The organism is Arthrobacter globiformis, from assembly GCF_046536215.2.
In the GTDB taxonomy this organism is placed as follows: domain Bacteria; phylum Actinomycetota; class Actinomycetes; order Actinomycetales; family Micrococcaceae; genus Arthrobacter; species Arthrobacter globiformis_E.
Genome location: NZ_CM143421.1, coordinates 417,521 through 437,218, shown reverse-complemented (window position 1 = coordinate 437,218; position 19,698 = coordinate 417,521). Strand labels below are relative to the sequence as shown.

Genomic DNA, 19,698 nt, shown 5'->3' with positions numbered 1-19,698 from the left:
AGCAAACGTCCGGCCAACGCGGAGGCCGGTTTGGCAAAATGGCCCGATGCTCTTTGCCCTGATCGCCCGCCTGCGCCCGCCGCCCCTGCTGAGGCCGTCGCAGCAGGTTCTTTTTTGCTGGGCCGGGGCACTTCTGGTGGCCGGTGACGCCATTTTCTGGCTCATGTTCGCTGCCGTCCAGTCGGACTCGGGGCTGGCCGGGCTGGACGGACCCGTGCACAGTCTGCTGGTGGACTCCCGGAATCCCGCGGCCACCGCGCTGCTGGCGGCGCTGACCACCGTGACGTCGCCGGAAACGCTGAGCGTCTTCGGCGGGGCGTTTGCCCTGGCGTGGGCGCTGTGGAAGAAGGAACTGTGGCGCCCGGCCGTGCTGATGGGTGCCATGGTACTGGCCGTTGTGCTGACAAACCTCATCAAGCAATTCGTCAGCCGGTCGCGCCCGTCCACCTCTGACTTTCTGCTCGGCCCGGACGACGCGCTCTCCTTCCCCTCGGGCCACACCGTCGGCGTCTGTGTGTTCACGGTTGTGCTCGCCTACCTCGCCCTTTCACGGTCCGGGACGCGCACGACGGCGGTACTTGGGTTCTCCGCGGCCATTACAGTCACGGCGCTGGTTGGCTTTAGCCGGCTGTATTTGGGCTACCACTGGCTCACCGACGTGGTGGCTTCCTTCGGAGTGGCCCTGGTGATTGCAGCGGTGGCCGTGTTCACCGATGCGGCCCGCCACGGTTCTGCCAGGCACAGTTCTGTGCTGCACGGTTCTGCCTTGCACGGTTCTGCGCAGAACAGCACGGTGAAGGGCCGCTCCGGAGTGCGCAAGGGCCTGGCCCAGGGCAGTCTGCAGGTTTCTGATCAGTCAGCGCCGGACGCGCAGGCGTAGCAGCGCCACGGCCGCCGCTGCGACGACTGCCGCAGCCAGGGCACTGACGCCGGCGTAGCCCGTCAGGCCCATGACGGGCCCCGCGGCCGCGCTTCCCACTGCTCCGGCAAGGGACATGGTGGCATCCGAGAACCCCTGGACCGGGACGCGTTCTGCAGGTGTGAGTGAGGCAACGAGCAGGGTGGAACCGGCAACGGTGGTTGCCGACCATCCCAGCCCGAGAAGGACCAGACCGACGGTGACCGAGCCCATGTTCTGGGACGCCAGTCCGGTCAGTGCCACGGCTGCGAGCAATGTGAGCAGGCCTGCCAGCGCAGTATTTCGCGGACCAAGGCGGTCGGTGAGGATCCCCATCAGCGGCGACAGGGCGTACATGCCCGCGATGTGCAGCGAGATGGTCAGGCCGATCAGTGCGATGGTGTCAGGATTCCCGGCATCGTGCCCGGCGTGGTGCTGCATATGCAGCGGTGTCATGGACATCACGGCAACCATGACCGCGTGGGCCGCGACGACCGCCACCACGGCTCCGCGGGCAGTGGGGTGCTGCCTGACGATCCGCCAGCCTTCCTGCCAGGTGCCGGAAAGCTTTGAAGCAGGTGTTGGGTCCACCCCGTCGAGGGCGCGGCGGGCCAGGAGCGGATCCGGGTGAAGGGACAGTGCCACGATGGCAGCACCCACCACCATCCCCAGCGCGGAAATCAGGAAGGGGCCCGCAGCAGGCGGAATGTCCAGCCAGCCGGCCAGGACAGCTCCGGGGGAGACCATGTTGGGCCCCGCGACGGCGCCGATGGTGATCGCCCACACCACAAGGGACAAATCGCGTCCCCGGTGGGCGGGATCGGCAAGGTCGGTGGCCGCAAAGCGGGCCTGCAGGTTGACCGCCGATGCCAGGCCGACGAGGAAGGACCCGGCCAGCAGGACAACAAACAATTGGGCGGTCACTGCCGTGACCATCAGGAAGGTGCCGGCGATCGCCGCGGCCAGGCCGGTGGTGAGGGCGACGCGGCGGCCCCGCTGCAGGGCCAGCCGGGAGAGCGGAATCGCCGTAACCGCGGTGCCGAGGGTGAGGGCGGTGTTGACGGATCCCGCCCACGCTTCGGAGCCTGACAGGTCAACGGCCAGGATCGAGCCCAGGGCGAGAGTGGAGCCGTTGCCCAGGCCGGAGAAGATCTGTGCGACCGACAGGGTCCGCACGATCCGGCGCTGGGTGGAACGGGTTGCTTCAGCTGTGCTGGTCAAGTTGCGTGGTCCCCTCGGGCAGGTGTTCGTCGTGGAAAAACTCCACACACCAACTGTGATGTCATGGGTTTATGCAGTTCAACCATGACAACATGCACGGGGTGCGGCTGGCGGAATCCCTCGTCAACATGCTTGCCGACGGCATGTGGGGCAGTGACCCGCTAGAGGATCTCCTGGCGAGCCACCTGTTCCGCTCGCCCCGGGTTACAGCCACGAACCAGGAGCAGCTGCGGGCGTGGGCCGCCCGGCTGCGGACAGTCTTCGCCGCGGAGGACCAGGAGGGGCGTTGCGCAGCGGTCAATGCCCTGCTGGCCGAGGGCGTGCGGCGGGTCTTCCTGACCACCCACGACCACATGCTCCCGCACCTTCATTTTGCCGATGCGAACGAAACGCTGGTGGAACGGGTGCGTGCTGTCACCGCCGGCGGCCTGGCCATCTTCATGACCGAGGCCGCCGGCGAGCGGCTGGGCGTGTGCGCCTGGCGGGACTGCAAGCGCGTGTTTGCCGACACCAGCCGCGGCGGAAATCGTGCGTACTGCTCGGCCCGGTGCGGCAACGCCGACGCCGTCCGGCGCTATCGCGGCCGCGCGCGGTCAGGCTAGACATATGTCAGCCTGACGCAGGCACCGGCGTGAGAGTCATTTCATCGAGTTTGGGCAGGGCGTGGCGGAGCCGGTGCCGGGCCTCGTGCATGGTCTTCTCTGCCAGGCGGATGCTCGTACCGTCGTCGACCGCAACGGTTGCCGCACCCTGCAGGCGGTGCCCGACCCACCGCAGCTGCACGCGCCTGACGTCGACAACTCCGGGCGTGCCCTCGAGGGTGCTGCGGGCGCGATCCAGCAGCTCCGGCTCGATTCCGTCCATCAGCCGGCGCCCGATGCTCCGGACAGTTCCCCACAGCAGGATGATGATGGCCGCCGAGATCAGCAGGCCAACGATGGGGTCCGCCAGGGGGAAGCCGAGCATCACGCCGCCGGCGCCAAGCACCACAGCCAGGGATGTGAAGCCGTCCATCCGGGCATGGACGCCGTCGGCCACCAGCGCAGCCGAGCCGATCCGGCGTCCGATATTGATGCGGTAGATCGCCACTGCCTCGTTTCCGGCGAACCCGATCAGCCCGGCGCCCATGACCCAGCCCAGGTTCTCAAGCGCCTGGGGGTGGAGCAGCCGGTCCACCGACTGCCAGGCCGCCAGTACTGCCGAGAGGGCAACGACTGCGACGATGAACAGCCCCGCCAGATCCTCGGCCCTGCCGAAACCGTAGGTGTAGCGGCGGGTAGCAGCGCGGCGGCCCAGGATGAACGCGATCCACAACGGGACGGCAGTCAGCGCGTCCGAGAAGTTGTGGATGGTGTCCGCCAGCAGCGCGACCGAACCGCTCACCAGCACGACAAGGAACTGCAGGACCGTGGTCCCGAGCAGCATGAACAGGCTGATCTTCAACGCCCGGATGCCCTGCGCGCTGGCTTCGAGGGCGTCGTCGACCGAATCGGCGGCGTCGTGCGTGTGCGGGACGAACAGCTCGAAAAGCCAGCCCTTCAGCCCCTTGTGATGCGTGTGCCCGTGATCGTGGTCGTGTGAATGATCGGGGTCATGTGTGTGGCCGTGACCGTGCGAGTGGTCATGGTCATGATGCCCCTCGTGCGCGTGCCCGTGGTCGTGTTCATGTCCGTGGTGATGGCCCTCGGTGGTCTGTGTCCGCTCCGTCACGATGCCGCTCCCTTCATGCGGTGGTGGGCAGGCTGGCCGCCGAGCGCATGCTCGGCCTGGAAGATTGCATCGGCGACGAGCTGGCGTGCGTGCTCGTTTTCGAGCCGGTAGAGGACCTTTGTCCCGTCCTGGCGAGTGGACACCATGCGCGCCAGCCGCATTTTGGCCAGGTGCTGGGACACGGCCGCCGGCGACTTGCCGACCACTTCGGCCAGGGCTCCTACGGCCATCTCACCCTCGCGGAGGGCCAGGATAATCCGCACCCTGGTGGCGTCCGCCAGCATGGCGAAAATCTCAACCGCGAGCTCGACGTACTGGCTGTCGACGTCGAGCCTGCAAGGATGCTTATCTGCGTTCATACGCATATATTGTCATAAACGGAGAGGGTCAGCCGACGGCCGGCGTTACCGGTTATCAGTCGCACCCGGTTTTGTCCTAGTGTCTACTTCTATGAGTGATGTTCTTGAAATGGCCGCCGTCAGCGTTGTGCGCGGAGCCAAAACGCTCCTGAGCAAGGTGGACTGGCAGGTCAGGGAAGGCGAGCGGTGGGTCATCCTTGGACCCAACGGCGCCGGCAAGACCACTCTGCTGCAGATCGCCGCTGCCCGGCTTCACCCGACCAGCGGCATCGCCGGCATCCTGGACGAAAGCCTCGGAAAGGTGGACGTCTTCGAGCTGCGTCCGCGGATCGGCCTCTCCTCGGCTGCCCTGGCCACCCAGATCCCCGAATATGAGAACGTGCTCAACGTGGTGGTCACCGCCGCCTACGGCGTGACCGGCCGCTGGCGCGAAGGCTACGAGAAGGACGATGAGCGCCGTGCTTTCGCCCTCCTGAACGACTGGGGCATGGGTCCGCTCCTGAACCGCAAGTTCTCCACGCTCTCCGAGGGGGAGCGCAAGCGCGTGCAGATTGCCCGGGCCCTCATGACAGACCCCGAACTGCTGCTGCTGGACGAGCCCGCCGCCGGCCTGGACCTGGGCGGCCGCGAGGACCTGGTGCACCGTCTCAGCCAGCTGGCCATGGACGAGGACGCCCCGGCCATCGTGCTGGTCACCCACCACCTTGAGGAAGTGCCCCCGGGCTTCACCCACGCCATGCTCATGCGCGACGGCGAAGTGGTGGCAGCCGGACCGGTGGAGGAGGTCCTGACCTCGGGCAACCTGAGCGAGACCTTCGGCCTGCCCCTTGACGTCTCGGTGAACGCCGGCCGTTACACGGCAACCGCCCGCCGCTAGCGGGGCGGCCGGCACAGCGTGGAGTTTTTCAGCGGCATCCTTGTGTTCTTCGCCGGTCTCTGGGCCGGCACCATCAACAGCGTCGTCGGATCCGGAACCCTCGTCACCTTCCCGGTGCTGATTGCCCTGGGCATCGCGCCGGTGACGGCTTCGATGAGCAACGCCATGGGCCTCGTCGCTGGCGGCGCGGCGGGCGCGTGGGGATACCGCCGCGAGCTGAAGGGCCGCGGCCGGCAGCTCCTGCGGCTGCTCCCGGCGTCCCTGCTGGGCGGCATCAGCGGCGCCTGGCTCCTGCTCCACCTGCCGGAGAAGGTCTTTCACTACGCGGCACCGGTCCTCATTGTCCTGGCCCTGCTGATGGTGGTGTTCCAGCCCAGGCTCCAGCAGTGGGTGCGGAACCGTGAGGAAAACCCCGAGCACGCCCTGCGGGACAAGCATCACGGCGTCTTGCTGGTGGTCCTGGTCTTCCTCGCCGGTGTGTATGGCGGCTACTTCGTCGCGGCGCAGGGGATCCTGCTGGTGGGCATCCTCGGCGTGTTCATGACGGGCACCATCCAGAATGCCAACGCCATGAAGAACGTCCTGGTGCTGGGCGTGAACCTGATCGCGGCCGCTTCCTATCTGCTGTTTGCCTTCGACCGGATCAACTGGGCAGTGGTGGCCATCATCGCCGTCAGCTCCCTCATCGGCGGCCTCGTCGGCGCCAGGGTTGGCCGCAGGCTGTCGCCGCCCGTACTCCGCGGCGTGATCTTCGCCCTCGGCCTCGTAGCGCTTGGCTTCCTGGTCGCGAACCTGCTCAAGTAATGACTGAAACGACTGCCAGGTGACATTCCACTATCTCGAGTCAGCCGCCGATCCACGCGTCGCCGACTACACCCAACTGACGGACGTGCACCTGCGGAAGCTCCGCGAACCCGCGGAGGGCATGTACATCGCCGAATCCTCCCGGGTCCTGCGGCGCGCCCTCGCCGCAGGGCACCGGCCGCGGTCCTTCTTCCTCGCCGAAAAGTGGATTGAGGATCTCAAAGACATCTTCGAGGAGTACCCCGACGTGCCGGCATACATCGGCAGCGCGGGACTCTTGGAGGAAATCACCGGGTTCCACCTCCACCGCGGAGCCATGGCGGCCATGCACCGCCCGGCGCCGGTCCCGCTGCCGGAACTCCTGGCAGGCGCCCGGCGCGTGGCGGTGCTGGAGGACATTGTGGACCACACCAACGTGGGCGCCATCTTCCGGTCGGCAGCGGCGCTCGACGTCGACGCCGTCCTGGTCTCGCCGCGCTGCGGCGATCCGCTGTACCGCCGCAGCGTCCGGGTCAGCATGGGCACCGTCTTCCAGGTGCCGTGGGCGAGGCTGGACAGCTGGCCGCACGACCTGACGCTCCTCAAGGAGCAGGGCTTCACGGTGGCGGCCATGGAGCTCACCGACGACGCCGTGGACCTGGACGAGCTGGCGGCACGAAACCCGGAGCGGCTCGCCCTGGTGCTGGGCACGGAAGGTGCCGGCATGAGCGCTGAGACGCTTGCCGCCGTCGACCTCGCCGTGAAGATCCCGATGCGGGCGGGTGTGGACTCCCTGAACGTGGCGGCGGCGTCCGCCGTCGCCTTCTGGGAGCTGCGGCCGCGGGGCTGAACCCGCCGGAACGGCGGGTTCGTTAGTTCCCCCGTGATCCGCTATGATTGATAGCTGGTTCCCCTGTGTTTTTCGCTGGCCTTGCGGCTGGCCGGAGCACGGACGGAAGCCATCCCATTCATACCTGGCAACTGGCAAAATCCAGCTGCGTGAACAAAAGGTCCCATTATGAAGTCTGATATCCACCCGAAGTACGAAGCTGTTGTTTTCAACGACCTGGCCTCCGGCACGAAGTTCCTGACCCGCTCCACCGTGTCTTCCTCGAAGACCATCGAGTGGGAAGACGGCAACACCTACCCGGTCATCGACGTCGAAATCTCCTCCGAGTCCCACCCGTTCTACACGGGCAAGCAGCGCATCATGGACTCCGCTGGCCGCGTCGAGCGCTTCAACGCTCGCTTCAAGGGCTTCGGCGGCAAGAAGTAATTCACTTCTCCCCAAGGTTCTTTGGAAAGCCCGCACCGGCAACGGTGCGGGCTTTCCGCGTTTGTGGGGCAGGATGGAAGGCATGACTGCCACGCCAGGTTCTGCAATAGAGGAGGCGGCCCCGCGGCTGCACGGTGAGTACAAGGTCCCGGGCGGCAAGCTCGTGGTGGTGGACCTCGACGTCGAGGACGGCGCCTTCACGGACGTTTCCCTCAGCGGCGACTTCTTCCTCGAACCGGACGAAGCCCTCCTGGCCATCAACGGAGCCTTGAAGGGACTGCCGGAAAATTCGACGGCTGCCGAGATCGCCGCCGCTGTGGAGGCATCCCTGCCGGAGGACACGGCAATGTTCGGGTTCACGGCCGACGCCGTGGCCGTCGCCGTCCGCCGGGCCCTGGCCAAGGCAACGGCGTGGACGGACCACCACTGGAACATCATCGCGCCGAGTGTCCTGCCCACGCACCTGAATGTGGCGCTGGACGAGGTGCTCACCGAGGAGGTCGGCGCCGGCCGCCGCAACCCCACCATCCGCTTCTGGGACTGGGAGGAACCATCGGTGGTGATCGGCAGCTTCCAGTCCTACCGCAACGAGGTGCATCCCGACGGCGTGTCCCGGCATGGCATCACCGTGGTCCGCCGGATCAGCGGCGGGGGAGCGATGTTCATGGAGGCGGGCAACTGCATCACCTACTCGCTCTACCTCCCGCAGACCCTCGTGGACGGCATCAGCTTCGCCGACTCCTACGCCTTCCTCGACGCGTGGGTCATGGCCGCCCTGAAGAAGCTCGGGATCGACGCCTTCTACGTCCCGCTCAACGACATCGCCACCGGCCAGGGCAAGATCGGCGGCGCGGCCCAGAAGCGGCTCGCCAACGGCGGCATGCTCCACCACGTCACCATGAGCTACGACATCGACGCCGACAAGATGGTTGACGTGCTCCGGATCGGCAAGGAGAAGCTTTCGGACAAGGGGACCACCAGCGCCAAGAAGCGCGTGGATCCGCTGCGCCGCCAGACCGGCCTGGCCCGCGCCGAAATCGTGGCCGCCATGATGGACGTCTTTGCCGAACGCTACGGGGCGACGCCGTCGGAGATCACGGAGCAGGAGCTGGCCACCGCCCGCGAACGCGTGGCGTCAAAGTTCGGCACGGACGCCTGGCTGCACCGGGTTCCTTAACACTCATCGAGTGCTCCGTAACCGCCCTTTTGAGCCGTCATAAGGGCGTCTACGGAGCAACCGATGGTGTTCCTACGCCGGCACCGCCTGGGCGGCCAGCGACCGGTGCAGCTGGCTCCGCTGTTCGATGATGATCCGGCGCAGGGCACGCGGGGCGTCCGGGTGCTCCGAGAGCCACCGGTCGGTGCGTGCCAGCACAGGATGCCGGTCCGGGTTGTTGACCGGGCCCAGGTCCTGGACTCCGGGGTAGAGTCCGCGTACGATCCGGCTGGCGATTTCGATGCTCCGCCGCGCCCACACCGTTTCCAGGCACTCGAAGTACGGCTCCACGAACGGGTGCAGGAGGTCTTCGGCGGCGGTGTTGAACCCCGCGATGGTCGCGCTGAGCAGCTGGTTGGAGAGCTCCGTCCCGCGCACTGCGGCGTCCCAGGCCGCCGCCTTGACCGCCGCCTCGGGCCGGGCGGCCAGCGCCGTCGCATGCCCCGCGCGCCCGGAGGCCGTCGTGTCCCTGGCCAGCTCGGCGTCGAGCTGCTGCTCCGAGGCCAGGCCGCGCGCCGCCAGCGCGTGCCACAGGCTCCAGCGGAGCTCCGCGTCCACGGACAGTCCGGGCACCCGCTCGCTGCCGTCCAGCAGGCCGCGGAGCAGGGCAGCCTGGCTGCCGTCGGTCCGGCTGACCGTGGCGAGCGTCCTGGCCCAGGCCAGCTGCTGGTCGGAACCGGGGTCCGCAGCGTACAGCTCGCGGGCGGCGCCCTCGGCGAAGGACTTCCGCAGGGCTTCACGCTCCGTGGCCGGAACGTACTGCTCAATGGCCAGGGTGGCGTTGCCCAGGATGTTCAGCAGGACCCCGATGCCGGTCTCGGCGGCGGCGAAGCGCAGCACGGCGTCCACATACTGCGACGCCGGCGTGATGCCGTCGCGGGCCGAATTCCACAGCGCGGACCAGCTCAGGGCGCGCGCCATGGGGTCGCTGATCCGGTCCAGGGAGGAACGGACGGTGGCCTCGGAGACTGGGTCGAGCCGGACCTTGGCGTAGGTCAGGTCCTCGTCGTTGACCAGCAGCAGGGCCGGCCGGGCCTTCCCGGACAGGGCTGCTATTTCCTGGGCCCCGCCGGACAGGTCTGTCTCCACGGAATCGGTCCGGACCAGTTTGCCGGCGGCGTCGAAGTTGTACAGCCCGATGCGCAGCCGGTGCGGGCGCGGCTCCTGCTGCCCGGTGACGGGGTCGGGGGCGTCCTGCAGCAGCGTGACCCGCTCGAGGCTGGCCTTGCCGTCTGCCGCCCCGGCGGTCTCGAGTTCGGCGCTCAGCGTCGAGATGCCGGATGTCTGGAGCCACTGCCTGGCCCAGGTGGTGAGGTCGCGTCCCGAGGCGCCGGTCAGGGCGCCGAGGAGGTCCGACAGCGTGGTGTTGCCGTACTCGTGGTCCCGGAAGTACTGCCGGGAGCCGGCAATGAAGGCCTCGAAGCCGACGTACGCCACGAGCTGCTTCAGGACGGAGGCACCCTTGGCGTACGTGATGCCGTCGAAGTTCTGCTTGGCCGCCTCAAGGTCCGGGATGTCGGCGACGATCGGGTGCGTGGTGGGCAGCTGGTCCTGCACGTAGGCCCAGGCCTTGCGGTTGTTCGCGAAGTTGACCCAGGCGGTGTCCCAGTCCGTGGCGCGGTCCACTCCGAGGGTGCCCATGTAGTCTGCGAAGGACTCCTTCAGCCACAGATCGTCCCACCACTGCATGGTCACGAGGTCGCCGAACCACATGTGCGCCATCTCGTGCAGCAGGGTGTTGGCGCGGCCCTGGTACTGCGAATCGGCGGCCCGCGAGGTGAATACGTAGTTTTCCGTGAACGTCACCAGTCCGGGGTTCTCCATCGCGCCGAGGTTGTATTCGGGCACGAAGGCCTGGTCGTACTTGCCCCACGGATAGGGGTAGTCGAACAGCCCGTTGAAGAAGTCCAGTCCCTGCTTGGTGAGCCTGAACAGCTCGGCGGTGTCGAACGAGGACGCCATGGAGGCCCGGCAGTAAAGTGCCAGCGGCACGTCAAGGCGTGTACCGCCGTCGTCCGTCCTGCTCCAGTGGTCCTCGGCCTTGAAGTAGGGGCCGGCCAGCACCGTGGTGATGTACGTGGACATGGGCAGCGTGGGTTCGAAGTTCCACCGGCACGCCGCGGCGTCCTCCGCCAGCGGCAGGCGCGCCGCCACGGCGCCGTTGGCGGCCACCTCCCAGCCCGCCGGGGCGGTGACGGAGAAGCTGAACCGGGCCTTGAGGTCGGGCTGTTCGAAGTTCGCGAAGACCCGGCGGGCATCGGCCGGCTCGTACTGGGTGTAGAGGTAGCACTGCCCGTCGGCCGGGTCGAAGAACCGGTGCATGCCCTCGCCCGAGCTGCTGTACAGGGCGGTCCCGGTGACCGTCACCCTGTTCTCGGCCTTCAGGTTGTCCAGCCGGATCCGTGAGCCGTCCACCACGTCCGCCACCGGCAGTTCCACGCCATTGAGGACCACGCTGTGCACCTCACCCGCGATGAAATCCAGGAAGGTGGAGGCGCCCGGCTGCGCTGCCGAGAAGGCGATGGTGCTCCGGCTGGAGTAGCCGGCCGTGTCCGGATCGGGTGCGCTGCGGATGTCGAGCGCGACGTCGTAGCTGTGGGTGGTGATCAGGGCGGACCGCTCTGCCGCTTCGCTGCGCTGGAGGTTCTGATTCGACACCAAGCCATTGAACCACGCCCCGTTGCACCACGCGGCCAGTGAACCGGAGGGCTAATGAACCGGGCGGGCTATTGGATCATCAGCACCGCCGCCGCCAGCCCCAGCACCGCGATCAGCAGCCACGCCGCGAGGGCGGCCAGCACGGCGCGGGCACCGGTGTGCAGCAGCGTGCGGATACGCACCGCCGAACCCAGGCCAAAGAGGGCGGCCCCCAGCAGCACATCCTGCAGACCGGCCGCCGCCTCCAGCCACCCGGCCGAGAGCCAGCCGCTGGAGCGCAGCGCCACCATCGCAATGAACCCCAGGACGAACAGCGGGACTACTGGCGGCCTGCCTTCGGCCGGCCTGCCCGCGCTGCCTGCCTCCCGGCGGTGCCGGAGCCGCTGTTCCGCCCCGGCCATGGCCACCATGGGTGCCAGCAGGATCACGCGGGTGAGTTTGACGACGACGGCGAGGGCCAGTGCCGCCGGACCCGCGGTCTGCGCTGTTGCCACCACCTGCCCGACGTCGTGCACCGAGGCGCCGGTCCACGCACCGAAGACCTCTGTGCTGAGCTGCAGCGGATGGACCAGCAGCGGGAGCACGCCGATGGCGAGCGTCCCGCACAGCGTCACGAGTGCCACAGGCAGGACCGTGTCCCGGTGGCTGATCCGCCGCACAGCGGCCATCGCGCCGATCGCCGAGGCGCCGCAGATGGAAAACCCGGTGGCGATCAGGAGTGCGGTGTCGGCCGGGAGCCGGAACAGGCGGGAGATCCCGTAGGTGCCGGCGAAGGTGGCCACCACCACCGCCGCGATGAGCAGGAGGGCCAGCCAGCCGAGGCCCAGCACGTCGGAGAGGCTCACCTTCAGGCCCAGGAGCACGATGCCGCCGCGCATCAGGTGCTTGCCGGCGAAGTCCAGCCCTGGCCGGGCCCGGCCAGCTGTCCACACCGCCGTGCCGGGCAGGTTGGCCGCCAGCAGGCCCAGGACCACGGCCAGGGTCATGGCCGGCAGCGCGGGCACGGCAGCATGGATTGCGAACGCGAAGGCCAGGGCGACGACGCCGGTCAGCAGGCCGGGAAGAATCCGGGTAAGGTTCTGATGCGTCATCCCGCGCAACTGCTGCGGCAGCGGCGGCGGGAGTCGAAAGTCTGGCACCTCCCAACCTTGCCGGACCTCGACGCCAAAGACCAACCGGAAGTCCCGCCAACACGCCAGGGCGGGACGGGAAATGAATTCGCAACAAAAAGGTGGTTGGCTAATGACCATGTCTGACCTATTCCAGGATTACTCCGAGGCTGCCGGCCGCACCGGCGCCTACGACGAGATGTTTGCCCCCGGGCAAAAGGCACGCCAGTCGTATGGCCAGGTTGCGGGTGCCCTGCGGCAGCTGTCCCTGGCGGATGTCAGCGCGCGGGCGGACTCGATGGCGAGGACGTTCCTGGACCGCGGTGTGACGTTCGACTTCGCCGGGGAGGAGCGCCCGTTTCCGCTGGACATCGTGCCGCGCGTCATTCCCGCCGGCGAATGGGACGTGCTGGAACGCGGCGTCGCCCAGCGGGTGCGCGCCCTCGAGGCGTTCCTGAACGACGTCTATGACAAGATGACAGTGGTGTCCGACGGCGTGATCCCGCGCCAGCTGATCACTACCAGCGCGCACTTCCACCGCGCCGTGCACGGCTTCGAACCCGCCGGCGGGGTGCGCGTGCACATCTCCGGCATCGACGTGGTGCGGGACGCCGCCGGAACGTTCCGGGTCCTGGAGGACAACGTCCGCGTGCCGTCCGGCGTGAGCTACGTGCTGGAGAACCGGCGCGCCATGGCAAAGGGCCTCCCGGAGGCGTTCGGCCAGCAGCTGATCCGCCCGGTGGAGGAGTACCCGCGCCGGCTGCTGTCCGCCCTCCGCAAGACGGCGCCGTCGGGCGTGGACGACCCCACCGTGGTGGTGCTGACCCCCGGCGTCTTCAACAGCGCCTACTTCGAGCACACCCTCCTGGCCGGCCTGATGGGCGTGGAACTCGTGGAAGGCCGCGACCTCATCTGCCGCGGCAACCGCGTATACATGCGCACCACCGCCGGGGAGCAGCGCGTGGACGTCATCTACAAGCGCATCGACGACGACTTCCTCGACCCGCTGCAGTTCCGTTCCGACTCGATGCTCGGCTGTCCCGGCCTGGTCAACGCCGCCCGTGCCGGCGGCGTCACCATCGCCAACGCGGTGGGCAACGGCGTCGCGGACGACAAGCTTGTCTACAGCTACGTCCCTGACCTGATCCGGTACTACCTCGGCGAGGAACCCGTGATCGCCAACGTTGACACCTTCCGGCTCGAGGAGAAGGAAGCCCGCGAGCACGTTCTGGACCGGCTGGACGAACTCGTGGTCAAACCCGTGGACGGCTCCGGCGGCAAGGGCCTGGTGATCGGCCCGGACGCGTCCAACGACGAACTCGAGGCCCTCCGCAAGCGCATCATCGCCGACCCCCGCGGCTGGATCGCGCAGCCGGTGCTGCAGCTGTCCACCGTGCCCACGCTCAGCGGCGACAAGTTCGGCCCCCGGCACGTGGACCTCCGGCCCTTCGCGGTCAACGACGGCGACGACGTCTGGGTGCTGCCCGGCGGACTCACCCGGGTGGCACTCAAGGAAGGGTCACTGATCGTGAACTCCAGCCAGGGCGGCGGGTCGAAGGACACGTGGGTGCTGGCCGGTTCGCCGCAGGTGCCGGTGGAGCGGCTGCCGCGGCAGTCCGCCACCGTCCGTGAGCGGGTCTCCGTGTGGCCGGTCGAGAGCAACTGGCGCGACCGGCAGTCGGAACAGCAGCAGCAGCAGATTTCTGACGCGCAGGAGGTACCCGCGAATGCTTAGCCGAATTGCCGAATCCCTGTTCTGGATCGGCCGCTACGTCGAACGTGCCGACGGCACGGCCCGCATCCTCGACGTCCACCTGGAGCGCCTGAACCACCTTCCCACCGAGGAGCGGCGCAGCGTTGCCCGCGAACTGCTCGGCGTCATGGGTGCGCGCCCGCAGAGCGAGGACTTCGGCCTGGAGGAACTGCTCCACGCCCTCGCCTACGACAAGCACAGCGCCACCTCGATCGCAGGCTCCCTCGGCGCCGCCCGCGAGAACGCCCGGCGTGCCCGCGAAACCGTGTCGTCCGGCCTCTGGGAGAGCCTCAACACCACCTACTACGGGCTGAACCAGCACCGCAAGGACGTGGTAGGCACCTACCGCTTCTGCCACTGGGTGCTCGAGCGCACCGCCATGGTCAGCGGCCTGGCCGACACCACGGTCAGCCACGACGACAGCTGGCTCTTCCTGGCGCTGGGCCGCTCTCTGGAGCGTGCCGACATGACCGCCCGGATGCTTTCCACCCGTGATGTCCTCTCCGCGGGCATGTCCTGGGTGAACATGCTCCGCTGCGCCGGCGCCTACGAGTCCTTCCTGCGGACCCGCAGGGCAGCGTTCGGCGACCAGCACGCGGCAGAGTTCCTGCTGCTGGACCGGCTGTTTCCGCGCTCCATCGTCTACGCCCTGCGCGACGCCGACGAATGCCTCGCCAAGCTGGACCCGTCGGCCCAGCGCGTGGGCTTCATCAACGACGCCCGCCGGATCGTGGGCCAGGCCCGCACGTTCCTGGAGTTCCACCGCACGGACGACCTCATGTCCGAGCTTCCGGAGCACATGGAGCGCGTGCAGAAGGCCGTGGCCCAGGCGTCCGACGCCATTTCCCGTAAGTACTTCAATCAGGCGGATGAACTGGCCTGGGTGGGAGAAGTTTCATGACCCGGCTGAGCATCGTCCACCGGACCGGCTACAAGTACAAGCGGCGCGTCACGCTGTCCTACAACGAGGCCCGCATGACCCCGCTGACGGACCCGCAGCAGGTGGTGCTGGAGTCCTCCATGAAGGTCACGCCGTCGCAGGCCGCCGTCAGCAGCTACCGCGACTACTGGGGCACCCGGGTTACCGCGTTCGACATGCAGATGCCGCACGAGCACCTCGAAGTCCTGGCCACCACCACGGTGGAGGTCCACCGCGCGGTGCGCGTCCCGTCGGAAGCCGACATTGTGGGCTGGGACGACCTCGCTTCCCCAGAGACGCTGAACCAGTTCAGTGACTGGGTGCCGCAGTCACAGCTCACCGGCCCGGGGGAGGAGGTCCTCGGCATCATCCCCGGCGTGGTGGAGGGCAAGAACCCGCATGAGGCCGCCATGGCCATCTTCGCGTGGATGCGCGGCGAGATGACCTACATGAAGGGCACCACGGGCGTGACCACCAACGCCGAGGAAGCCTGGACCCAGCGCCAGGGCGTCTGCCAGGACCTGGCTCACCTCGCCATCGGCGCCCTGCGCAGCTGCGGCATCCCGGCCCGCTACGTCTCGGGTTACCTGCACCCGCGCTCGACGGCGGACATCGGCGAGACGGTGGCCGGCCAGTCCCACGCGTGGCTGGAATGGTGGGACGGCGAATGGCGCAGCTGGGACCCCACCAACCACAAACCGGCCGGCGACTTCCACGTCACCGTGGCCCGCGGCCGCGACTACCGGGACGTGCCGCCGCTGAAGGGCATTCTCTCCGGCGGCGGCGGCTCGAACCTGAGCGTGAGCGTGGAGATTACCCGCCTGGCCTGAGCCTGGCAGGCGTGAGCCGGGAGTTCGCGGGCTTGAGTCGGAATTACTCCGGCGAGGCTTTCACCGCGCCGCTGAGCTGGGTCCACCAGGTGAGCGGCGCGGTGACCTTGAACCGTCTCCCGGTGATCGAGTCCGGCGTGATGCGGATAAAGTGGTCCTTCTGCCCTGCCTGCCACGGGAAGAGGTACAGCGACGCGGTATCAAGGACCTCCTCGGTGCGCGTGATCGCCGCGGCTTTGCCTTTGACCACCACGCTCCAGGCCAGACCGGAAACGGCGTCCACACCGTCGGCCTCCAGCGCCACCGGCGATTCGCCCAGTGCGCCGCCGAGCTTGGTTCCCGTGCCGGTCCGGAACACCAGCGTTCCGTGATCCACGGTGTAGTTGAGCGGGAAGATGTCCGGATGGTCGTCCACCCAGACGGCGAGGCGGCCCACCGAAACCTGCCGGAGCAGGTCCCAGCACTGCCGGGATTCAAGATGTTCCACCGGCTCCTGGGCGGAGCCGGGTGACGTGTCAGCTGCCATGGACCAGAGCCTACGCCGCAGCCACCCGGCCTGCCAGAGCGGGCCGTCGCCGAGATCGCCGGAAGGACTACTCGAACGCCAACCGCCGCTGGTCCGCCAGCCGGGTGTTCCAGATGTCCGGGGCGGCCACCTTGAACCGTCGGCCGGTCAGGACCTTCGGCGCCAACCGGACGTAGTGTGCCTTATTGCCAGGTTCCCAGGCTTCCAGACCCAATGCATCGGCCGCGGCCCGCTCTTCGTGATTGTCGATGATAGACGTGACACCACGGGCCGTGACGCTCCATGCCTCCCCGGTTCGGGTGTCGTAGCCGTCAATTTCGAATGCCGCGGCAGATTCCTTGGCCGATTCCCAGAGCTTTGTTCCGGGGGCAGTGCGGAAGACAACACTGCGGCGTTCTATCACGAAGTTCACGGGGAAGATTTCCGGATGCCCATCCACCACGAGGGCGAGCCTGCCGACCACTGACACGGCCAGCAGCTCCCAGCACTCGTCGAAGGTGAGCTTTCCGTCCTGACCAGTGCTGTTCTGTGATTCCATGTTCATTGACTCATGCTACGAAACCACGGCAGCTGCCGCGAGGCTATTTACCAGGGGCTGGCCTTGTAGTCCTTCAGGAACACCCCGTACTGGTCCTCACCGTTTTCGCCCATGACGATGGGATCGTAGACGCGGGCGGCGCCGTCCACCAGGTCCAGGGGCGCGTGGAAGCCTTCCTCCATCAGCCGGACTTTGGTGTAGTGCGGCCGTTCGTCGGTGATCCAGCCGGTGTCGACGGCGGTCATGAGGATCCCGTCGGTCTCCAGCATCTCCTGCGCGCTGGTCCGGGTCATCATGTTCAGCGCCGCCTTCGCCATGTTGGTGTGCGGGTGGCCGGGTCCCTTGTAGGCCCGGGAGAACTGGCCCTCCATCGCGGAGACGTTGACGATGTACTTGCGCCGGGCGGTGGACCGCTTCATGGCGTCGCGCAGCCGGCTGACCAGCAGGAACGGCGCAGTGACGTTGCAGAGCTGGACCTCCAGCATCTCCAGCGGGTCCACCTCGTCCACTACCTGCGTCCAGCTGTTGATGGTGGCCAGGTCCGGCACCAGGCCGCCGGCATCGATGGCTGTTCCGGCGGCGATCCGCTCCAGGGAAGCCGAACCGGTGGAAAGGGCCAGGGACGTCACGGCGTCGCCGGCCAGGACCGGGTGTTCGGTGACGCTGCTGGCAATCGCGAGCGGGTGTTTGTCGTGCGCGTGGCCGAAGGTGACCAGTTCCGGGCCCCCGTTGGCTGCCTCCAGGGCGGCCGGGAGGGGCTCGTCCTCGGCATCCACCAGCGGCTTGTAGGCGTTGCCGGAGCGGCGCACGGTCTGGGCGGCGTTGTTGATGATGATGTCCAGCGGGCCGGCGGCATTGAGGTCATCGGTCAGGGCCATGACCTGCGACGGGTCGCGTAGATCGATGCCCACGATCTTCAGCCGGTGCAGCCAGTCGCCGCTGTCCTCCATGGCGGCGAAACGGCGGGCGGCGTCCTTGGGGAAGCGCGTAGTGATGGTGGTGTGCGCGCCGTCTCGCAGCAGCCGCAGCGCGATGTACATGCCGATCTTGGCCCGGCCGCCGGTGAGCAGGGCACGCCGGCCGGTGAGGTCCGTGCGGGCATCACGCTTGGAATGGCTGAACGCCGCGCATTCGGGGCACAACTGGTGGTAGAAGGCATCCACCTGCGTGTAGTGCTGCTTGCAGATGTAGCAGGGCCGGGACCTGATCAGGTGGCCGGCCACCTTGCCCGTGGCGGACGGGGCGAGCTTGTTGCCGCGCGTCTCGTCGTCGATCCGGTCCGGCGCGGCGGTGGCGGTCTGGGCCAGCACTGCGCGGTCCGCTTCCGCGATCAGGTCGCGCTTGGTGACGCGGCGGTGCCGCTTGACAGCCTTGAACATCTTGCCCGTGGCGCGGCGCACCGAGACGTAGTCAGGGTGCTCCTCGTCATAGACGTGGATGGTGTTCAAAACCTTGAGGCAGGCCTGAATCTCTTCAGGCGTCAGATCGGCGGAGCTCATTGATCTGATTTTACAGCCTGTGGAGGGTCAGACCTGCCTCAAGGAAATCGCTTGAACAGGGGATTAGGAACGGACGGCCTGCTGCGGGGAGCCAACGGCGGCATGGGCGTGCTCGGCGGAGCTGTGCACCTCGGGCAGGTTCTGGGTGGCGGCCTTCACCGCATCCGGAACCTGGTGCAGGTTGGCGGCGGACAGGGCGCGCTCGGCGTCGTCCGGTTCCGGGACCGCCTGGTACTTCGAGAGCACCGTGATGCCGGAATCGGTCACTTTGAAGCCGCGGGCGCGGTCCAGCTCCGGGTCAAGGCCGATGGCGGCGCCGGCGGGGACCTTGACGTTCTTGTCGATGATGGCGCGGCGCACCACTGCCCCTGCGCCGATCTGCACCTTGTCCATCAGCACGGAATCGACGACCCGGCTGCCCGAGCCGACGTAGACGTCGTTGGAGAGCACGGAGCCTTCCACGATGCCCCCGGAGATGACCACACCGCTAGCCACGATCGAATCGACGGCCGTACCCACGGTGTTGTTGTCGCCACGGACGAACTTGGCCGGCGGGGAAATGCTCTGGCGGGTGTAGATGGGCCATTCGGAGTTGTACAGGTTGAACACCGGCAGCGGCGAGATCAGGTCCATGTGCGCGTCGTAGAAGGAGTCGATGGTACCGACGTCGCGCCAGTACGTCCGGTCGCGTTCGGTGGAGCCGGGGATGTCGTTGAGGGTGAAGTCGTAGACGCCGGCCTGCCCCTGGTTCACGAAGTAGGGGATGATGTCCCCGCCCATGTCGTGCTTGGTGTCCAGCCGCTCCGCGTCAACGTGGAGGGCATCCACCAGGGCGTCGGCGTCGAAGACGTAGTTGCCCATGGAGGCGAGGAACTGGGTGGGATCCGCGGCCAGCCCGGGGGTAGAGGCGGGCTTCTCCACGAAGGCGGCAATCTTCTGGGGATCGTCCGGATCCACCTCGATGACGCCGAACTGGTTGGCCATGTTCAGCGGCTGGCGCACGGCCGCGACGGTAGCCTTGGCGCCGCTCTTGACGTGCTGTTCGACCATCTGGAAGAAGTCCATGCGGTACACGTGGTCAGCGCCCACGACGACGACGATGTCCGGGTTGGCATCGTGGATCAGGTTCAGGGACTGGTAGATCGCGTTGGCGCTCCCCAGGAACCAGCTCTTGCCCACGCGCTGCTGAGCCGGAACGGAGGCAACATAGTTGCCGAGCTGCGTGGACATCCGCCAGGTCTCAGAGATGTGGCGGTCAAGGCTGTGGGACTTGTACTGCGTCAGGACCACGATCTGGAGGTACCGGGAGTTCACGAGATTCGACAGCGCGAAATCGATAAGCCGATAACTGCCTGCAAAGGGCACGGCAGGTTTGGCCCTGTCTGCCGTCAGCGGCATGAGTCGGTTTCCCTCGCCTCCGGCGAGGACAATGGCCAGGACTTTCTTCGTTGACGGCATGGTCGCTCCTGTACGCCTTCGTATCTCCCCAAAAAATCCGGTTTGTCCGGACTTTCTTCACACTAGAA

The 19,698-nt window shown here is 67.5% G+C and carries 19 protein-coding genes; 10 read left to right on the top strand and 9 right to left on the bottom strand.

Features of this window, described 5'->3' with window-relative positions; all coding sequences use genetic code 11:
• Nucleotides 1–46 precede the first annotated feature (46 nt).
• Nucleotides 47–880 carry a phosphatase PAP2 family protein gene (locus tag R5O87_RS02075; protein ID WP_410558301.1) on the top strand — a complete coding sequence of 278 codons (834 nt, stop codon included), beginning with the start codon at nucleotides 47–49 and terminating at the stop codon, nucleotides 878–880.
• On the opposite strand, the gene R5O87_RS02070 is transcribed toward R5O87_RS02075, so the two are convergent.
• Nucleotides 857–2,119, bottom strand: coding sequence for an MFS transporter (locus R5O87_RS02070; protein WP_410558300.1), 1,263 nt, complete (start codon nucleotides 2,117–2,119; stop codon nucleotides 857–859). The genes R5O87_RS02075 and R5O87_RS02070 overlap by 24 nt on opposite strands.
• Nucleotides 2,120–2,190: 71 nt before the next feature.
• On the opposite strand from R5O87_RS02070, the gene R5O87_RS02065 reads away from it, so the two are divergent.
• The gene (locus R5O87_RS02065) at nucleotides 2,191–2,721 is read left to right on the top strand and encodes a CGNR zinc finger domain-containing protein (protein WP_410558299.1); all 531 of its coding nucleotides are present in this window, start codon (nucleotides 2,191–2,193) and stop codon (nucleotides 2,719–2,721) included.
• Between the two features lie 7 nt (nucleotides 2,722–2,728).
• Here R5O87_RS02065 and R5O87_RS02060 read toward each other — a convergent pair whose 3' ends face one another.
• Together R5O87_RS02060 and R5O87_RS02055 are read right to left on the bottom strand one after the other, a co-directional pair.
• Nucleotides 2,729–3,829, bottom strand: a complete 1,101-nt coding sequence (locus R5O87_RS02060) for a cation diffusion facilitator family transporter (RefSeq protein WP_410558298.1) — start codon at nucleotides 3,827–3,829, stop codon at nucleotides 2,729–2,731.
• A complete protein-coding gene (locus R5O87_RS02055; RefSeq protein WP_410558297.1) occupies nucleotides 3,826–4,188 on the bottom strand; it encodes an ArsR/SmtB family transcription factor in 363 nt (120 codons plus the stop codon). Before R5O87_RS02055 ends, R5O87_RS02060 begins: the two co-directional genes overlap by 4 nt.
• A 91-nt stretch (nucleotides 4,189–4,279) precedes the next feature.
• On the opposite strand from R5O87_RS02055, the gene R5O87_RS02050 reads away from it, so the two are divergent.
• The 5 genes from R5O87_RS02050 to R5O87_RS02030 all read left to right on the top strand — a co-directional run bounded on the left by R5O87_RS02050 (nucleotide 4,280) and on the right by R5O87_RS02030 (nucleotide 8,301).
• On the top strand, nucleotides 4,280–5,065 hold the full coding sequence (locus R5O87_RS02050; RefSeq protein ID WP_410558296.1) for an ABC transporter ATP-binding protein: 786 nt from the start codon (nucleotides 4,280–4,282) through the stop codon (nucleotides 5,063–5,065).
• A gap of 18 nt (nucleotides 5,066–5,083) precedes the next feature.
• Nucleotides 5,084–5,869, top strand: coding sequence for a sulfite exporter TauE/SafE family protein (locus R5O87_RS02045; protein ID WP_410558295.1), 786 nt, complete (start codon nucleotides 5,084–5,086; stop codon nucleotides 5,867–5,869).
• A gap of 19 nt (nucleotides 5,870–5,888) precedes the next feature.
• Nucleotides 5,889–6,698 (top strand): TrmH family RNA methyltransferase, encoded by an 810-nt coding sequence (locus R5O87_RS02040; protein WP_410558294.1) that lies wholly within the window; start codon nucleotides 5,889–5,891, stop codon nucleotides 6,696–6,698.
• A 168-nt stretch (nucleotides 6,699–6,866) separates the two neighbouring features.
• A complete protein-coding gene (locus R5O87_RS02035; protein ID WP_003802336.1) occupies nucleotides 6,867–7,124 on the top strand; it encodes a type B 50S ribosomal protein L31 in 258 nt (85 codons plus the stop codon).
• 82 nt (nucleotides 7,125–7,206) lie between these two features.
• Entirely contained in the window at nucleotides 7,207–8,301 is a 1,095-nt protein-coding gene (locus R5O87_RS02030; protein WP_410558293.1) for a lipoate--protein ligase family protein, read from the top strand.
• A gap of 72 nt (nucleotides 8,302–8,373) precedes the next feature.
• Here the strand turns inward: R5O87_RS02030 and pepN are convergent, their stop codons facing one another.
• Complete coding sequence (pepN, locus tag R5O87_RS02025) at nucleotides 8,374–10,998, bottom strand: aminopeptidase N (protein ID WP_410558292.1); 2,625 nt, start codon at nucleotides 10,996–10,998, stop codon at nucleotides 8,374–8,376.
• Nucleotides 10,999–11,066: 68 nt separating this feature from the next.
• Complete coding sequence (locus R5O87_RS02020) at nucleotides 11,067–12,089, bottom strand: YeiH family protein (RefSeq protein WP_410558290.1); 1,023 nt, start codon at nucleotides 12,087–12,089, stop codon at nucleotides 11,067–11,069.
• A gap of 157 nt (nucleotides 12,090–12,246) precedes the next feature.
• Here R5O87_RS02020 and R5O87_RS02015 point away from each other — a divergent pair, with 157 nt between their 5' ends.
• From R5O87_RS02015 to R5O87_RS02005, 3 genes are read left to right on the top strand one after another with little or no spacing between them, the layout of a single operon-like run.
• Complete coding sequence (locus tag R5O87_RS02015) at nucleotides 12,247–13,842, top strand: circularly permuted type 2 ATP-grasp protein (RefSeq protein ID WP_410558289.1); 1,596 nt, start codon at nucleotides 12,247–12,249, stop codon at nucleotides 13,840–13,842.
• Nucleotides 13,835–14,761 carry an alpha-E domain-containing protein gene (locus R5O87_RS02010; protein WP_410558287.1) on the top strand — a complete coding sequence of 309 codons (927 nt, stop codon included), beginning with the start codon at nucleotides 13,835–13,837 and terminating at the stop codon, nucleotides 14,759–14,761. Before R5O87_RS02015 ends, R5O87_RS02010 begins: the two co-directional genes overlap by 8 nt.
• A complete protein-coding gene (locus tag R5O87_RS02005; protein ID WP_410558286.1) occupies nucleotides 14,758–15,609 on the top strand; it encodes a transglutaminase family protein in 852 nt (283 codons plus the stop codon). Before R5O87_RS02010 ends, R5O87_RS02005 begins: the two co-directional genes overlap by 4 nt.
• A 43-nt stretch (nucleotides 15,610–15,652) precedes the next feature.
• On the opposite strand, the gene R5O87_RS02000 is transcribed toward R5O87_RS02005, so the two are convergent.
• From R5O87_RS02000 to glgC, 4 genes are all read right to left on the bottom strand, one after another.
• Nucleotides 15,653–16,135 carry a pyridoxamine 5'-phosphate oxidase family protein gene (locus R5O87_RS02000; RefSeq protein ID WP_410558285.1) on the bottom strand — a complete coding sequence of 161 codons (483 nt, stop codon included), beginning with the start codon at nucleotides 16,133–16,135 and terminating at the stop codon, nucleotides 15,653–15,655.
• 67 nt (nucleotides 16,136–16,202) lie between these two features.
• Nucleotides 16,203–16,673, bottom strand: coding sequence for a pyridoxamine 5'-phosphate oxidase family protein (locus R5O87_RS01995; RefSeq protein WP_410558313.1), 471 nt, complete (start codon nucleotides 16,671–16,673; stop codon nucleotides 16,203–16,205).
• Between the two features lie 47 nt (nucleotides 16,674–16,720).
• The gene (locus R5O87_RS01990) at nucleotides 16,721–18,172 is read right to left on the bottom strand and encodes an SDR family NAD(P)-dependent oxidoreductase (protein ID WP_410558284.1); all 1,452 of its coding nucleotides are present in this window, start codon (nucleotides 18,170–18,172) and stop codon (nucleotides 16,721–16,723) included.
• A gap of 63 nt (nucleotides 18,173–18,235) precedes the next feature.
• Complete coding sequence (gene glgC, locus R5O87_RS01985; RefSeq protein WP_410558283.1) at nucleotides 18,236–19,630, bottom strand: glucose-1-phosphate adenylyltransferase; 1,395 nt, start codon at nucleotides 19,628–19,630, stop codon at nucleotides 18,236–18,238.
• Nucleotides 19,631–19,698 lie beyond the last annotated feature (68 nt).

What these genes read in the sequence shown, in the direction of transcription:
- R5O87_RS02075 (WP_410558301.1), top strand. Translation starts at nt 47, where the DNA reads ATGCTCTTTGCCCTGATCGCCCGCCTGCGCCCGCCGCCCCTGCTGAGG.
- R5O87_RS02065 (WP_410558299.1), top strand. Translation starts at nt 2,191, where the DNA reads ATGCAGTTCAACCATGACAACATGCACGGGGTGCGGCTGGCGGAATCC.
- R5O87_RS02055 (WP_410558297.1), bottom strand. Translation starts at nt 4,188, where the DNA reads ATGAACGCAGATAAGCATCCTTGCAGGCTCGACGTCGACAGCCAGTAC.
- R5O87_RS02050 (WP_410558296.1), top strand. Translation starts at nt 4,280, where the DNA reads ATGAGTGATGTTCTTGAAATGGCCGCCGTCAGCGTTGTGCGCGGAGCC.
- R5O87_RS02035 (WP_003802336.1), top strand. Translation starts at nt 6,867, where the DNA reads ATGAAGTCTGATATCCACCCGAAGTACGAAGCTGTTGTTTTCAACGAC.
- R5O87_RS02030 (WP_410558293.1), top strand. Translation starts at nt 7,207, where the DNA reads ATGACTGCCACGCCAGGTTCTGCAATAGAGGAGGCGGCCCCGCGGCTG.
- R5O87_RS02020 (WP_410558290.1), bottom strand. Translation starts at nt 12,089, where the DNA reads ATGACGCATCAGAACCTTACCCGGATTCTTCCCGGCCTGCTGACCGGC.
- R5O87_RS02015 (WP_410558289.1), top strand. Translation starts at nt 12,247, where the DNA reads ATGTCTGACCTATTCCAGGATTACTCCGAGGCTGCCGGCCGCACCGGC.
- R5O87_RS02010 (WP_410558287.1), top strand. Translation starts at nt 13,835, where the DNA reads ATGCTTAGCCGAATTGCCGAATCCCTGTTCTGGATCGGCCGCTACGTC.
- R5O87_RS02005 (WP_410558286.1), top strand. Translation starts at nt 14,758, where the DNA reads ATGACCCGGCTGAGCATCGTCCACCGGACCGGCTACAAGTACAAGCGG.
- R5O87_RS02000 (WP_410558285.1), bottom strand. Translation starts at nt 16,135, where the DNA reads ATGGCAGCTGACACGTCACCCGGCTCCGCCCAGGAGCCGGTGGAACAT.
- R5O87_RS01995 (WP_410558313.1), bottom strand. Translation starts at nt 16,673, where the DNA reads ATGGAATCACAGAACAGCACTGGTCAGGACGGAAAGCTCACCTTCGAC.
- R5O87_RS01990 (WP_410558284.1), bottom strand. Translation starts at nt 18,172, where the DNA reads ATGAGCTCCGCCGATCTGACGCCTGAAGAGATTCAGGCCTGCCTCAAG.
- glgC (WP_410558283.1), bottom strand. Translation starts at nt 19,630, where the DNA reads ATGCCGTCAACGAAGAAAGTCCTGGCCATTGTCCTCGCCGGAGGCGAG.